Origin of the sequence: Pseudoalteromonas sp. 0303 (assembly GCF_013349995.1) — a bacterium.
GTDB lineage: Bacteria > Pseudomonadota > Gammaproteobacteria > Enterobacterales > Alteromonadaceae > Pseudoalteromonas.
The window spans coordinates 37283-52918 of sequence record NZ_JABVXF010000016.1 but is presented as its reverse complement, the minus strand read 5'-3'; the positions used below and the strand labels follow the sequence as shown (position 1 = coordinate 52918).

The window sequence follows — 15636 nt, the reverse complement described above, 5'->3', positions numbered from 1 at the left end:
TATATTGAATTCGAAAACTTTTGAAATAGGAAGGCATTGTAATGCACAAAACTGAACTACAGATCAGCATTGCCAGAAAAGGCAAAGGTATTCTTCAATAATTTTCAACCTTTCAGCAACATTTGAGCCCAATCAAAGGTTGTTCATTTTTTATGAATATGGCAGTCAAAATAGCTGCCATATTCACATACCATTTAATGAATTGTCTGAGTGATATCTATGTATTCAAAACTATCGTCATAACATCTACCTACAACATAATTTGTACCTTTTAGCTTATCCTTGCTGAATTGGATAATATTATGAGAATGCGTTAGTAACTCACCATTTAACTGCCATGTAGTCGCAGCAATTCGACCATCCGAGTCATTACAGTTGAGATGTAATTCAAACACTTGATCAGTTTCATGCATATTAATACTACCGGTTGGTTTCTGATTTGGTATCACGTTCACTTCAAATGACTGCGAACCAGTCTGACCAAACTCAGTTTCAACATCGACGCGGATAGTATGATTGCCAACTGATAAATCTCCAATACTTTCTCTATAACGCTTGCTTTCCATGACAAGCGCGCCATCCAAGTACCATTTATACACTGAAACTCTATCATCTGGATGTGAAAGCCATACACGAGATCTAAGTGATACATCTAATGGATATCTCAGGTATTCATTACTGAATGTACGCACAATCTCAATTTCTAATGGTGTTGGAGGTAAAACTTCTACAATTTGGCTTACTTCTTTGCTTTGTCCCCTGCTGTTAGTAACCCTAAATGTGAGATTTTTCATTCCTTCTTGGGAAAACTGCAGAGTAAACTTGCCGTCATCTTGATTTAACACTTTAACTCCGGGTGTTTTTAGTAGCTCATATGTATACTCGACGCCAGGAGCAAAATGACGCTCTAAGCCTACCCATGCAATATGTTTAGAAGGCATATAATTTACTGTAGCTGGCATGTTTAGTTCAATTTCAGGAAACTCGTATGTCCAGCTTTTCACACGAACTCTAGTCTCGTTGATTGTCTCTTGCTTTGACCCCTCTACCCAAGCTTGGTAGGTCAGAATAAAGTTTCTTCCTTCAAGAAGATTTTCACTAAATGTCAGGTCAAATTCACTATCATTTATTACTTTCCCATCCGGTAACACCCATTGGTTTTGAGTCCTACCATTAATAGACTCAGTTCTTGTGAAAGAGCTTCCTTTAATATGGTGTGTAGAGCCGACTTCGACTAGATCAGGGACATCTAAATCAAAATAGAATCGTGGCGCTCTTAAGAAGTAGTATCGCGCCCTAGCTTCGACAAAAGCTTCATCACCCAAACTACTGTCACTTGCTATCCCGTTATATTTCATTCGGGCATTGATATCTCTTCCTGTAAAGTCATCTTTATAGAATGAGATTTCTGCTGGACCTGAGAACCAAGACTTACGATTATCAGTTGACCACTCGATAACACCATCCCCATTTTGAACGAGGTTATCTCCGTCATACAAAACGAACTTTGCAGCTTCATTAAATAGAACTTCATTAGTTTGTTGAATTAATAGTTCAGGTTTTTCATAAGCAACAACTTTTAGAGTACCGCTAGTTGACCATTCGCCTGTAAACTTATTTTCAACTTTAACTCTCAAGTATTCAATTTCTTCGTTTTCATATCGCTTACGCCAACGTAAAGTATCTTTATGTTCTGTAGACTCCCTCCAATCTGAACCGTTACTTGAAACTTCCCACACAACTCGGCCAAGTGATCCAACATCTGCTCGGTCTTCAGGTGAGTAAATTGCTGAAGCTCTCAATGGTATCCGGCCCTTAATTAAGCCATCCTTTAGCTCCCCTTCAATTTTAGTGCCTTTGTACACAATAAAGTATGCACGAGCAGACTGAATATAGTACTCATAATCAGGTATAGGTGTTTTTGCTTTTGCTACTGCAACATAAATTCCACTTTCTTCGCCAATAACTTCCATTGGCATTTTTATGAAGGCTTCTCCTTTCGCATCAATTGTGACAGTTTCTGTTAATGGTTCAGGTATATTTCTTCTGTCATACTTACCTATGTAAACTTCCCATTCACCCATTGAGCTTTTGTCATAAACCCATCCATCGATTCGATTGTAATTCCCAAGGTTGATTTTAGCTGTTACTTCATCGGTAGATAGGATCTGATCATCTTGAAAATCTAGATTAACGCCAAGTGTGCTATCAGGAACGACTAAAGCTTTAATGCTTTGGGATGCATTTATTTCTGGCATTCTATGGTACTTAACGTTGTAATCGATAGGGAATACTTCCCATAGATTGCGTTCAACTTCAAAAGGCATATCGAACCTACCAGATGTTCTAAATATTTCACCTGTTCTTGTAGAAGGGTTTTTCGGAAATGTTTGGCTAACCCCTTTGGTGTCGAATGTCATATCTAATGAACCAGGGCTCGATACAGTACCCATTCTGACAATTTCACCACCCGAGTATTCAACTGGATAAAAACCGTTTATAAGTTCTCGCCTTGAGCTAGCTTCAACTGAAATCCCTGTTGGTTCCTGAGAAGAAATCTGTGTTTTTTCATTAGGTATGATCAGCGTTTCACCAAACTCATTAATTATTTCGATATCGCTTTCAATTTCTACAAGCGCTTTGTCTAAATAACCAACAGCCGATGGTGTTCTACCTCGCAATGATATTTCAAAGCCTTCTGGTAAATTAACCCAATTGAATATGCAACTTTTAACACCTTTGCGCGCATATTTAACCGCGAGGTCTCTTTCACTATAGAACCGGCACTCTTCGCCGCTCACTTGTTCAGAATCTAAATAAACCAATTCAATTAGTCTGAACGGTAGATAGTCGTTTTCACGATGCTTTATATCAAACGACATAGGAGCAAAGACAACATTTAGATCATAATTGAATTTATCACCTGAAGAGTTTTTTACTACAACACTAATTTCTGCATTATCTTTTGGTGATAACTGCTGAGTTAAGCCATTAATAGTGACAATACCGTCACCAACAGAATTTAAACTTAATGGCACGCCGTTTGATTGTACACTCTCAATAGTGACACCATTTACGTAGCCATTAAACCCTGCTACTAACAGTTCACTATCAAAGTAGAACTCATCATCTTCATCCATACTTTGGCTGTTTCTGAAAATAGAAATTGATGGCTGCTTACGAGATAAGAATGCAGCGTTTTTAAATTCTTTTTTATCTGATTTTGAATATAAGTACTTTGAAGTAACCGTAATATCGTAGTGTCCATCTGGTACACTCTGCACATCAGCTGTATAAATAAACTTGTTATTAATAACTTCAGGCCCGGTTAGATTTTTTACTATTACAGTTTCACCTTCAGTAATATTATCGTTTTTAAAAAGAGTAGTACCGTCAAATTCAAGTTCCTTAAGGACTTCGTGCGAACCACTAACTTTAAACTCAAGTTCAATCGATTTAGGAAGCCACCATGTACCTGATATAGCTGGAGAGGGTTTATCAAATACAACTCTCGCTGTTTCGTTCTCAACATCTATAGAAGCGCCTAACAAGCCAAAGCTCAATGGCAAACCACTAGCCCTTGCATTAACTTTTACTTGCTCTACCCGAGAGTATGCATATTCCCAACTTACAATGGCCTGTGAGTTTATTTCTTTATCAGTAAAGTACTTATTAATTGAATTTACCTTAAACTGGTGAGAAACAATGCCATCCTCATAGCCAATGTAATTTTTATTTCCAAGGAAATAAGGAGTGATATTTATTGTGCAGGATGTACTTTCAGCATTTATTAAACAACTCCCCAAATTATCGACAATCACCTGTTGTGAATAATTAACTGGCTTAGTAGTGATTGAAATGGCTTTAACCTGAGCGTTTGGATCGTGATTGACATCGCTATTATTGTCGATCCATTTATTCCCTACATAAATAGAATATTTTGTTAGTTCAGGCGCAATTGGGGCCTCGACGTTAAAAGATGTAGTTCCAGACTTGATTAGTGTTTTCTCTTTCTCCGCGCCAAAATAGGCAAACACTTTATACCCAACAGGCACAACTCCGCTCATTCTCAATCGACCTTTCAGAGAAAAGTTATCTCTATCAAGCTCATCCATACCAACCCATTCAAAATAACACTTTCCAGATACATTATTGTTGGTACCAATTGCAACCGCTTCATTAGTCACAATGTCACAGAAATCTGAAAACTTAGTTTGGACTGCTTCAAAACTAGACTCTTTTACGTGAGATACTAATCGACCACCTAAATTGTTAATCTTAAACTCGATTTCATCTTGAACTTTATTTAGTGTGATTGTTCTGGAATATAAATGTCCCAGAGTATCCTTGACCGTAACTTTTATTGTATTTAAGCCATTTTTGAAAATAACAGTGTCAGGTATTGTGGCCACACCAATTTTAGGCTTGTTAAAAGCAACGTTAGAAGAATTAATTTGAATCGATATCAGGTCAACGTCATCTGTAAATGAATTGAAAGTTGAAATTACCAGCTCTTGATTGTATGCAAAGTTACTGCTGTTATTTTGCTTAACACCTGATTTGAAAATATCAATTTTTGGGGCAGTTTTGTTAATTCTTAACCCATTAAAATTTTGGTTAGAAGGGATGCCACTTGAATTTGTGAAAGCCACAGAAGCACCATAATAACCATCTTCAATTTGCGTCATATCGAACGTGTAAACATATGCACCATTTACACTTTCTCTCTTAGTGCTCGTAATAGTCTTATTTGCTGTAACTAGTGAGCCATCTTTTGTATATAGAACATTCCCGCTATAGGTGATGCCACTTGAAATGCTTGGCTGACTATTTCGGCTGAATTTTACATTTAACTCAGATGGGGCCCACCAATCGCCAACAATCTCGCTTGAAGGCTTATTTAAAACGAGTTTAGCTGTGTTATTCGAAACTTGAATTGATTTGCTATTAACGTTTATTGTCTTTGTAGTCGCATAACTAGCAGGCATTGAATTAACCTCAAAAAGGTCAATTTTTGTTGGTTGGTAATTCCAAGGAACAGTTAAAGCATGTTTGGTGTTACTAACTCCCCAATAACTATTACTCGAATCAACTGACACTTGATAGCTTAAAGAGCCCACTTTATTTGAAATAGCATCACCAAGCTTTATTTCTGAAAATGAAATATCGCATGAAGTAGCGCCACTTACTACTGTACAGCTACCAAGCGATGGTATAGATACCTTCTGACTGTAATCCCTTGCGTCAACATTAACTCTAACTGCAGAAAACTTGTTTGCGGGGTTGTAATTGGTATGGCTACCTACGCTTTTCCATGAGTTTCCAAGCTTAACTGAGTATCTTTGGACAGTGGGCTTAACTGGAGCTGCAAAATTGAAGATAAAGTTTTTTGTATCAACTAACTTTTTAGCTTTTGCTGACCCTGAATAATAATAAATTGAGTAGCCAATACTATTCGGACCTGAATTGGAGGCAACGCCTTCAACTTTAAATCCATCAATTGAATAACCGGCTGTGTTATTCCATTCAAATAAACAATATCCAGCGCTTAAGGTTCCCCCTTGTAATGCTAAATTGTTATCTGTAGTGACAGTACAGTAATCGTCTATAACAGTTTGGCGAGCCTCAAGCTTGAAGTTTCTTACGTTTGAAATAAGTGTGCCTGATTTGTTCTCGATGACAAATTCTGGTTTGTAGACATTCATCGTTCCTTTGATAGTTGTGATAGCAATAGCGCTAAATGAAAACATCAAAGTAGTTAAAGCCGCTGCCTTTAAATAACTCATTATTAGACCTTGTTGGAATTACTCAGAGTTAACTTACCAACTTAGCCAATCAATAAAGCCTGAAAAAAAATTGAAATAGAAGAAAAATTCGTTTTATTAATTTTGGAAGGGAATGATTAAAGAAATTTCCAACCAACCCTAGTCAAACCGCACTATCACATTTAACTTTGTCATTAAAAGCAACAAAGAAAATAGCATACATCGATATGCATAAAGTTGTTTCTGAATAGATTGCAACAGTCTTCCATATGGGAAATTTTGCCATGACTGGATACAAGCTTAACCAAAACACAGTGTAAATTGATAAAGTAAACATAGCTGGTTTAATGATCTTCTGTGGAAGAAGATGTTTAAACTTAACTAAGAAGATTACCAAGAAAATGTAAAATGAAGCATTAAACATTGCCAGTAGCCCTCTGAAGTTCCAAGTGGAAATCCCGAGCCACCAGCCAATTAACAACCAAGAGTAAATTATAGAAAAAACACAAAAAGTTATTTTGAAACTAACTTTCAATTTAAGTAAGTAGAAAAGGCCGAACAGCATAAAAAACTTTTCTAGAAAGTTAAGAGATGTGAAGTACAAAAGTGTGTTCCATACATCTCCACTATTGTATAAAAAGAATAACCCTACCTTAGTCACGCATGAAATAGCTATGGCAAAAAAGAAGCAAATAGCCGAAAGGTTTTTATTGAATATGATTGATTTATAAAACTGAACACTAAAGGCTAGCAAAACAGGTGCGCTTATCACGTAAGCTAATTGATTAACCATTCATACGCCTTTCTGACTAGTTTATAAAGGGTAAGTGTAGTTGATGAATTAGGTACTGTACTTTTATAGCATATGTATTTTTAGTTTGAATAAATAAAGCTCATCTTAATAAATACTTTATAACTTATATATCAGATGGTTACGAAAAGGAAATGGCCTACTCTATGACAATATTAATTTTTTGCCTTAATCAACAAAGTCAAAACTTGTGAAACTAATTGGGATAAAAAATCTTCGCTATACTCTAACACTTTCTCCAACTCGGCTTTGTTTTTAGATGGCTCTAAACCGATAACAAAGCTTTCAAACTCTTGGCGGTTATCTAGTATCGAAATCACATTGTCGATTGTTAAATTAGGCTTTGAACCCTCTAGCAAAGCAATAAGCTTAAGTGAAAATTTACTAAATGGGCTTTCATCACAATATTGCTTAATTTTTTCTGCAATCATACCTACCTCAATATTTAAAAAACCAAATTACTTATAAAGCACTAGACGGCGCTAGTAATGAAATCTCTTTGTTAAACGATTGAAATCGCTCGTTACACAAAGCCAGTACAAGCTTATTTTTATTCTTTTTTGTTAACGATCTATTTTTTAGATTCGCGATGAATTTCACTCAAAATGGCAAAAACTAAAATCACAAAACACCAAACAGGTAGCCAAATAAAGGTGGCTAGATTGCTTTGGAAGGTTGTAATGTTTTTTACACCCCAATAGCTATTGCAATATATGGCCATTAAAATAATGTACGTTAGGATGCTGATAGCGAGTACGATGTACCAGGTTATAGTATTGAGCTCGCTTCTAGCGCTTATTAATATTATTGACGAGCTTGTTAACACGAAGATGTTTGAATACACAATCACTAAAAATATATTTAGGAATTCGATGTCGAGTGTGAAAAAAGCATCGATGCTGCCTAAGTTCTCAACAATGAGCGAATGAACGTACAATATAAAAACTAAGAACACTGTCAAGGCTGCTGCTGTAACAAGACTGGTCGTTATATATTTACATCGCTTTAATTCTTCTGATTTCACATTACTCATACAATCACCTTACTGATTTAATATTGTCTTGATTAAACCGACTTAACCTCAATCTAATTGATAAGAGCGCAGGTTTTCTGCTTCACTATTAGATTTTGTTACCTTTGAATTCGTGGCTCGTAATTCTGTTGGCGCATTTTTAATAGCAAGCGATGCACACATTTTCACTTGCTCTAAACCATATTCGCTTTTTTGTGTTAATCCCGATTCAATTAGAGCTTGCTCACCTTGGATGCTTACTTTTATTTCAGGGCAATCAACATATCTCAGGGTTGGGCCGCATGACCACTTTGCATAGTCATCTGATCTGCTGCTATTACTTGATGTAATAGAATAACTAAACTCATGAGCAGTATAGCTTTTACAATCAATATCAAAAAATCCTGCCCTTTTTAATTTCACTGAACCAATTTCACTAAGCTTCTCTTTCTCAACCGGGGTTAAGCTCATTTCAATATCCGGTATAGAGCCTCGGTAGTTAGACACCCACACTAAAATACCCGCAACTAAAAGCGTAACTAATAGTAAAGTGAGTAATGTGATCAGCTTACGTTCTGAATTTAATCCCACAACAAACTCCAGGTTTGAAATTTTTAGACAACTTAATTAGCTTCTACAGTTATTTCTGTATCCAACCTATGAATACCAGCAAAGAAAATTTGTCCTCTGCTAACCGTTTAAAGATAAGATCGAGATTTGTTAGTAATATATCAGTATGTATTTATCGTGCTCCGCGAGTTTTATTTACTATTTTTAGTTTTTTTTTGCGATAAAGTGAGATATTTATGCTTCACAAAGAGAGCAAAACAATGAAATTGAATGTTAAGAGTTAATTTGTAGTTTCTAGTGTCGATAGAATTTCTTCCACATCAGAAACTTCAACTTTTTCCCCAATTAATATGGATTTAGTAGAGCCGCTTTGAGATAAGTCGCTTGCTTTAACAATATCGCCAAATCCTCTTAAGATCATATCTTGTTCGGCCAATTCATAACCATCGTCGAACTTAGTTAAGAGAAGTAAGCGTTGTAATGATTTTTCACCAATCTCAGTTGGGCAATATAAATCTAGCTGTCCTTTTCCACCATGACGCACTAAACGTCCCCGTATTTGATGGCACGTTATTGTTCCGAACCTTTCAGCATGGTAGATGATCGTTTTTGTTAACCTAGGGATAGTCAAGCCAATTTCAACCATTGTTGTAGAGATTAGTATGCTAGCCTTGCCCGACTTAATATCTGCAATTGATTTTCTGTTGTGGTCTGGACTGCAACCCGAATGAATATACCTAACTTTATTTCGGGCAAACTTGTTCCACTTCGTGAATACCTCTTCTACAGATGCGAAATTCTCAGAATTATCCTTTGTGGGACATACAACGAGTACTTTGTTACCAAGCTCAACTTGATTAAGGCACTCTTTCATTAGTGCATGGCTTTCACTTTTAAGTCTTAACTTAGTGGTTATCTCTTTCTTAGCATGACATTTGGTAAGTCTGAATATGTGCTTTGAATTACCATACGAAATCAAAGCCTGGGTTCTAGGTATTGGAGTAGCTGTTGCTTCCAAAAAGTGTGTATTTTCAGAAAGTAGTAATTCTCTTTGCTCAAGTCCAAACCGATGCTGTTCATCAACCACAACTAAATTCAGTACACCAACCCTTCGATGTAGCAGAGCGCTTGTACCGATTAGAAAATTCGTTTCCTCTAAGTTTGTTTGCTCTGTTTCTAATGTAACTAAGACTGGCTTTAACGAACCAAAATATGAATTTAACTCTTCATGAATTTGCTCTGCAAGGGTTTGGCTAGGTAACATAATCGCTGCTCGCCCACCAGCGGAGACCACTGAAGCAGCGCAAATTCCGTAGACAACTGTTTTTCCAGTTCCTACATCACCAATTAGAGCCCCATCGACTTTGGTACCTTCCTTAAATTTATTTGTTATTGATTCAACAATTTGTGTTTGTTCTGTAGTTAATTCAAAAGGAATTTTCTCCTTTAGCACGTTGATAGGTAGACCGTGTAAAGAATTTACAAGTTTATTTGGCTCTCTTGGATTTAAGGCATTCATTTCACGGATACAATATAAGGCGGCAATTCTTTTTATGACACCCCTAGCTTCTTCCCATGACTCTACCGAACTAGGATTGTGCAATTCGGTTAGAACATCTTTTAAAGTCATTTTCTTAGTCTTTAAAACTTGTCTAATGTTTGGTACCCATTTTATAACTTCCCTTAGATGTTTTTCTGCTTGATTAAGTGTGCTGGGTAACTGTTTTCTAATAACCTCTCTTACCTGCTCTTTAGACAGGTAACCGCGCTTAGATTTGTAAATTGGTACGAATTTCCCAATGTCAGCACTGGATATCAATTTTGCTGCGCGTAAGTTTAGGTAAGCCCCATTAGCAAATGAAACTCCTTTAAAGTAATAGGTTGAACCAACTTCAGCCAGACTTTCTTCAATAAGCTTTGTATCACCGAAAAGTTTTATTGAAAGTAAGTAACCTAAATCGTCAAACAGCTCAATTGTTAAAACCCCTTTCCCTCTAACCCAATTGAAAGATGGTGCTGATACTAATTTTCCAGCTATTACTATTTTATGGCCGCTTAATTGATATGCCTTAGAAAATTCAGTGACAATGTTTGTGTAATCTTCAATTTCAACTGGGCAAATTAATGGCACCTGCCAAGCATGTTTAATACCAAAGCACTCTAATGATTTCAGCTCCATCATTTTCCCCGTCGTTGAATCGTTCCTTTATATTCCCTCATATTGAAAAATGTGCAACTTGGAGGTTTTTAACTCTAAAAATGCGCGATATCTATGTTTTGAAATAATGAAGTAAATTAATTACTGGATTTGTTTATGAATAATCATCCTCAATATCAACCACAATATCAGCCTCAAAGTGCGAATGAGTATTTTGATTCTAGTCAGATGCATAACACTGGTGCTGAATGTCAAAACCAATACGTGAATGAGAACTATGCTCCTAGTCATATGCATAACAATAACGCTCAGTCTCCAGTGAAACAGGGTCAAAAGGGTCAAGAAGGCCAAACACAAAGCTGTGATTTCAACCCTGATTATGCTCCCGGTGGAAGGTATTACTCAATTAAAGTTCATGCAAGCAAGGCTGCTGTCGAATTCAAAGCAGATATAACAAGGAAAGGGGTAATTACTATTCGAATTGAGGCCGCTTCTGGAGCAAATAAAAGTTATGACTGGAAAAACAAAATTTCTATTCAGCTTACTCAGCTAGGTTTGATTGAATTTCTATGCGCATTTTTATTCATTAAGGAAAGTATTGAGTTAAAGCATTACGGAGCTAAGAATGACAAATCATTAAAGGTTCAATACCAAGAAGGGAAATTGTTTGTGCAAGTATCACAAAAAGGTAAAAAGCTTTGTGGAGTACCTATTCCTATCAATGAAGCAGTTCGTATAGGTCAATTTGCACTGGACTCTTATTTGAAAAACTTCGACAACATCAGTGCTGAATTTGCTGTGCAGAATTTTAATCGAGCAGCTAGTTTGGGTCTTTGAGCGCTTGAAAATGGAGGTTGAAGATGTTTTTACAAAATGACGATGCTCTAGAAATACCTCATGGTAATTCATCTGTTTGGCGGTATATGAGTACTTGGAAATTTGAACAGTTACTCATAAATTCCACTTTGTTTTTTCCAAACGCTAATGCACTCTCAGATCAATATGAAGTATCTATACCTGAAAGTGTTAAAAACAAAAAAAGAGATGACCTAATTAATGACGGTATTACAGGGAACAATCTTAAAGGTGAATTGGAAGCTTTTTTTTGGAACACCAATCCTAAGAAAAATTGTGTCTTTATCAACTGCTGGTCATTAACTCCACATGAGTCATACGCTTTATGGAAGATTTATCTTTCAGGTGAAGCGAATGGGGTTGCCGTTAAAACGTCGGTGAGCAAACTTAAACGCTCTGTGATTAACGGGCAAGACAATAACCCAGAGCCATTTTATATGGGTAAAGTTAAATATAAAAAACACCTTTGCGATGATAGTCTATCAAGGCTATCACTAATAACAACGAAAAAACCATTTTATGATTTTGAAAAAGAGCTAAGGCTTTTCATATTGAATGATTCACCTCCTGAGAAGAGCTTGGATCAAACTGTTAATTTCATTCAAGGTAAGAGCGTGAAGATTGATGTTAATGAGCTTATTCAAGAAGTGTACATTTCGCCATTTGCTTCGCAAGGTTACATAGATGAGGTAAAACAATTGCTTAAAAAGTATGGTTATTCAAAGGCTTTGATTAAAGAATCTGAAATACTTGATATGTAAAATTAGCTTTAATCCACTGCACTGTTCAACTTTAACAGTGCAGCCCCCATAACCAATATAGTACTGCCCCTTACTGCTCGATTAAAAGAGTTTCAACAACTTCTTCTGTCGTATTGCTTTTAATTTTTATTTTTTTAGCGTGTTTATTAAGTGACACGATTTCATCACAGAACCCTTCTGTTGGGTATAGAGTGTACTTGTAGTCTATAACTTTATCTTCATCGTCCTTTACAGCAGCGATATCATACTTCTCTAAAATGCCAGCATTAATAAGATCTTTCATAGTTGAAGTCATATTTCTGCGAATAGCAATTAAGCGATTTTCAGTAATGTCTTCTGACTCAATAGAGCCAAACTTAATCATTATTCTTACAAGCATGAAGTGATACGTCTTTTCGGGGCTGGCGTATCTAAACAATGTATAAAGTCTTGTTGTAAGCCAACTAGATAAGGTTCTCTTAAATTGTTGCGCCTGGTTAAAGTAATATCCTTTATAAGATACAGTTTCAATTTGCTGAGCCATATACTCATTAAGAAATACAATGCATCTCTGAGTGCTTGGCCCTTTTTTACCAGAAAAATGAATTGACCCCAGATAAGGCATTTTTGCTTCATTTGTTTCTACTTCACCATTTGAGTTGGTGCTGTAGTTAAAAGACAGTTGACTCCCAGACAGGATTAGTAGCGCTTCCTTTAAATCTGGATAAGATAATGATTGATTAACTGATTTAAGCTCTGCATTTAGTTCATTCATTTTAAAATGAATTGCGTAACGAGTGCCGCTTGCGTTATTAATCTTAGAAATATTGCCTTTTGTTGCAAGTGAAATAAGTGCCCTTTCTACCTTTTCTTCGCGGTCAGATGGCCAAGCAACATAGTCTGTTTCTTTACCTTTGATTACAGCTGGTGAGATTTGCAATTCACCAGTGTATTCAACACCATCCAACTTATCAGAAATAGAGCGAGAATTAACGAGCCTTTCTGGTGCTTGTCTAATTGGGTATATGGTAGTTTTAACTCTTACAAAACGAGACCATAAATCGTATAAAGGAAAGGTATTTGATAATGAATTAGATTTCAAACCTTCAAAATGCACATCAGTAAAGAGTTTCAGCTGCTCAACCTCAGCGGCTTCCTGAACTACTAGCCCTTTGGTGCTGATAGTCTCTGGCAAATTATTTATTGTAAGTTTGTTTTTGCTCATACCGATATTCCCGCATACTTGAATTTCAAATATATCAAATCGCTATATAAATAACACAGCAAAATGCACCATTATTAAAAAACTCTTTATAATCATAACGATAATAGAGTGCAACTGCGATCTGACTACCTAATAAACCTATTAAAAATAACGTGTAATTGCGATCTGGTAGTTTGAGTAACAGTTTGAATAACGTGTAACTGCGATCTGAGTTCAAAACCTATCTATTTGATTAACGTGTAAATGCGATCTGAGGTGAAGATTTAGTTCAAAAATAACGTGTAAATACGATCTAGGATGAAAATTGAGGCCAAAAAATAACGTGTAAATGCGATCTGGGATGAAATTTGAGGCCATAGAATAACGTGTAAATGCGATCTGGGATGAAATTTGAAGTCATAAAATAACGTGTAAATGCGATCTGACACAAAAATTTAGCTCATAAAATAAAGTGTAAATGCGATCTGAGAAGCTACATAACTACTGAATAACGTGTAATTAGGGTCTGAGATTTATTTTCAGTTTATTATTTCATCAACTTACTTCTGTGTACCCGATGTGAACTTAAAACTATTGGTCAAAAATAAATCGGAAGAATTTGCTCAAAAAAGGACAGAGAAATTACAAAATAAAGTGTAAAACCGATCTGAAAAATAAAACGCATACATTTCAGTGGTTTACAGAATTGTACCACACACAAACAAAGGTAACGGGCGAAAAAAAACTTTTTTCAAATGAAAATTCACTAAATTTCTGTAGTATGGATTCAGCAGGGCTGTGAATAACCCACTAAAAAAAGGTGTAATTGCGATCTGAGAAGCGTGCAATTGCGATCTGGTACAGTAATTTGGCCTATTTTCAATCATTTCGAATAAAAATCAAACTGTGGTTGTGAATAAAATAAAGTGTAAATGCGATCTTGAGCAATGTCGTTGTGGATATTTTACAGGCAACCCTTTATAACCTGTTGATAATAATATCAATATGAGTACCAATAACGTGTAGCTGCGATCTAAGTAAGGTGTAATTGCGATCTAAATAACGTGTAATTGCGATCTCATTTATTTTTTATTAGCTAGAAAAATCAATAAGTTAACAACACAATCCACAGCACTAACCTAAAGATCTAACCTATATATTTAACCATCATTATCCTTAATATTTATTCTTAGCTCTCAACAAATCAAATTAAAAATGATATTTGGTATTTAAAAAGAACTAAGCTCAATACCTTTAGCTAATTAGTTCTTTGCAAAATGCACGATGTAATTTAGCTGTCATTCTGTTGTTAAATAAACAATAGAAGGCATATTCATGAATTTTTCAATCTCACTCTCTACCGCAAAACATCTGTTTGTGGATGCTTGTGGTATAGCAAATGGCTCTAAGTGCAATATATCTGCGCTGGATTATATTCACTTCTCATTACTTGGTGGCATAGCAGAAGTTCTAGGAACTGACACTCAATCGATTGTTAGGCAATCTTCACCAATTGATGCGTTTGAAGATTATGAGATTTGTATCGAAGCTAAAAAACTTAATACTGTTATAAGTAGCTTTACCGATGAAAGTAAGTCACTAAAATTTCAATTCGATGAAGATAAAGTAATTGTTAAACATGGTCGTTCTAGAGCTTCAATAGCTACAATGCCATGCGATAGCTACCCTATTCCCAAAATTGTAATTCCTAATGGCTTTCAATTTTCTTGTGATGCAGAATCATTTAAGTCTGCTATTTCTGGTATTTTTTATGCCAAGGCGAATAACGATGTAAGGCCGTTCCTAAATCATATTAACTTTTCTATAAATTCTCATCAGATGAAGCTATACACTAGTGATGGTCATAGATTGGCTACGGATATTGTTCAGTTAGAAAATTCTGTAGATGATTTGAAAGGTATCTTGCCATTTAAGCTTGCTGAAATGCTTCTCCAAGCACAGCCTGATGGTACTTTGGGCTTTTTCTTTGATGATAGCCACTTCTATTGCTCAACTGGAGGAACAGTATATGGCTCAAAGTTCGTTGCCACTGAGTTTACAGACGTAAGTGAGATTTTAAATACTGAGTTATTTCAATCCATTAAAATTGCTAAAAGTGAGTTGCTGGACTCTGTAAAACGAATTAAGGGCTTTGTTCAAAGTGCAAAAATTGCAAAGTTAACAATCTCATTAAAAGGGCAGGAATTATTATTAAATGCAAATGCCGATAAAGGAAATGAAATTGACGATGTAGTAAATACTGAATTATTACAAGCAAATGTATCCGATGGTTATGAGCCTGTATTTACCTTAAACCCAAATTACCTGTTCGATGCTGTTAAAAGCATAAAATCAAACTCTGTTTGTATATCTTTCACTTCAAAAGCTCTCCTCAAAATCACTGACCCTGATAACGCCAACGTCAACAGTGTGATCATGTCTATGCGCTAGTTTATCTAGCGCTATTTTTATCGTAAAAAATGCGCGTTTTGAACACCTTGATACCTTATTTCCAGTCAAG

General features: G+C 35.8%; 8 protein-coding genes. 3 read left to right on the top strand and 5 right to left on the bottom strand.

All coding sequences use genetic code 11. The annotated features are described in order from the left end of the window. Positions 1-194 precede the first annotated feature (194 nt). The 4 genes from HUS62_RS12010 to HUS62_RS11995 all read right to left on the bottom strand — a co-directional run bounded on the left by HUS62_RS12010 (position 195) and on the right by HUS62_RS11995 (position 10340). Positions 195-5786 carry a hypothetical protein gene (locus HUS62_RS12010; protein WP_175079695.1) on the bottom strand — a complete coding sequence of 1864 codons (5592 nt, stop codon included), beginning with the start codon at positions 5784-5786 and terminating at the stop codon, positions 195-197. Positions 5787-6731: 945 nt separating this feature from the next. Beyond that, complete coding sequence (locus HUS62_RS12005) at positions 6732-7007, bottom strand: hypothetical protein (RefSeq protein WP_118845543.1); 276 nt, start codon at positions 7005-7007, stop codon at positions 6732-6734. A 650-nt stretch (positions 7008-7657) separates the two neighbouring features. Then, on the bottom strand, positions 7658-8179 hold the full coding sequence (locus tag HUS62_RS12000) for a hypothetical protein (protein WP_175079694.1): 522 nt from the start codon (positions 8177-8179) through the stop codon (positions 7658-7660). Positions 8180-8438: 259 nt separating this feature from the next. Further along, entirely contained in the window at positions 8439-10340 is a 1902-nt protein-coding gene (locus HUS62_RS11995) for a DEAD/DEAH box helicase (RefSeq protein ID WP_220095022.1), read from the bottom strand. A gap of 132 nt (positions 10341-10472) precedes the next feature. Between HUS62_RS11995 and HUS62_RS11990 the strand changes: the two genes are divergently transcribed. Both HUS62_RS11990 and HUS62_RS11985 read left to right on the top strand, forming a co-directional pair. Next, complete coding sequence (locus tag HUS62_RS11990; RefSeq protein ID WP_175079692.1) at positions 10473-11153, top strand: hypothetical protein; 681 nt, start codon at positions 10473-10475, stop codon at positions 11151-11153. A gap of 23 nt (positions 11154-11176) precedes the next feature. Further along, a complete protein-coding gene (locus tag HUS62_RS11985) occupies positions 11177-11932 on the top strand; it encodes a hypothetical protein (protein WP_175079691.1) in 756 nt (251 codons plus the stop codon). 70 nt (positions 11933-12002) lie between these two features. Here HUS62_RS11985 and HUS62_RS11980 read toward each other — a convergent pair whose 3' ends face one another. Next, entirely contained in the window at positions 12003-13136 is a 1134-nt protein-coding gene (locus tag HUS62_RS11980; protein ID WP_118845530.1) for a replication protein A, read from the bottom strand. A 1314-nt stretch (positions 13137-14450) separates the two neighbouring features. On the opposite strand from HUS62_RS11980, the gene HUS62_RS11975 reads away from it, so the two are divergent. Further along, positions 14451-15566, top strand: coding sequence for a hypothetical protein (locus HUS62_RS11975; RefSeq protein ID WP_175079690.1), 1116 nt, complete (start codon positions 14451-14453; stop codon positions 15564-15566). The last annotated feature ends 70 nt before the right edge of the window (positions 15567-15636 follow it).

Coding starts and splice junctions, on each gene's coding strand:
- HUS62_RS12010 (WP_175079695.1), bottom strand. CDS start 5,786: ATGAGTTATTTAAAGGCAGCGGCTTTAACTACTTTGATGTTTTCATTT.
- HUS62_RS12005 (WP_118845543.1), bottom strand. CDS start 7,007: ATGATTGCAGAAAAAATTAAGCAATATTGTGATGAAAGCCCATTTAGT.
- HUS62_RS11995 (WP_220095022.1), bottom strand. CDS start 10,340: ATGATGGAGCTGAAATCATTAGAGTGCTTTGGTATTAAACATGCTTGG.
- HUS62_RS11990 (WP_175079692.1), top strand. CDS start 10,473: ATGAATAATCATCCTCAATATCAACCACAATATCAGCCTCAAAGTGCG.
- HUS62_RS11985 (WP_175079691.1), top strand. CDS start 11,177: ATGTTTTTACAAAATGACGATGCTCTAGAAATACCTCATGGTAATTCA.
- HUS62_RS11980 (WP_118845530.1), bottom strand. CDS start 13,136: ATGAGCAAAAACAAACTTACAATAAATAATTTGCCAGAGACTATCAGC.
- HUS62_RS11975 (WP_175079690.1), top strand. CDS start 14,451: ATGAATTTTTCAATCTCACTCTCTACCGCAAAACATCTGTTTGTGGAT.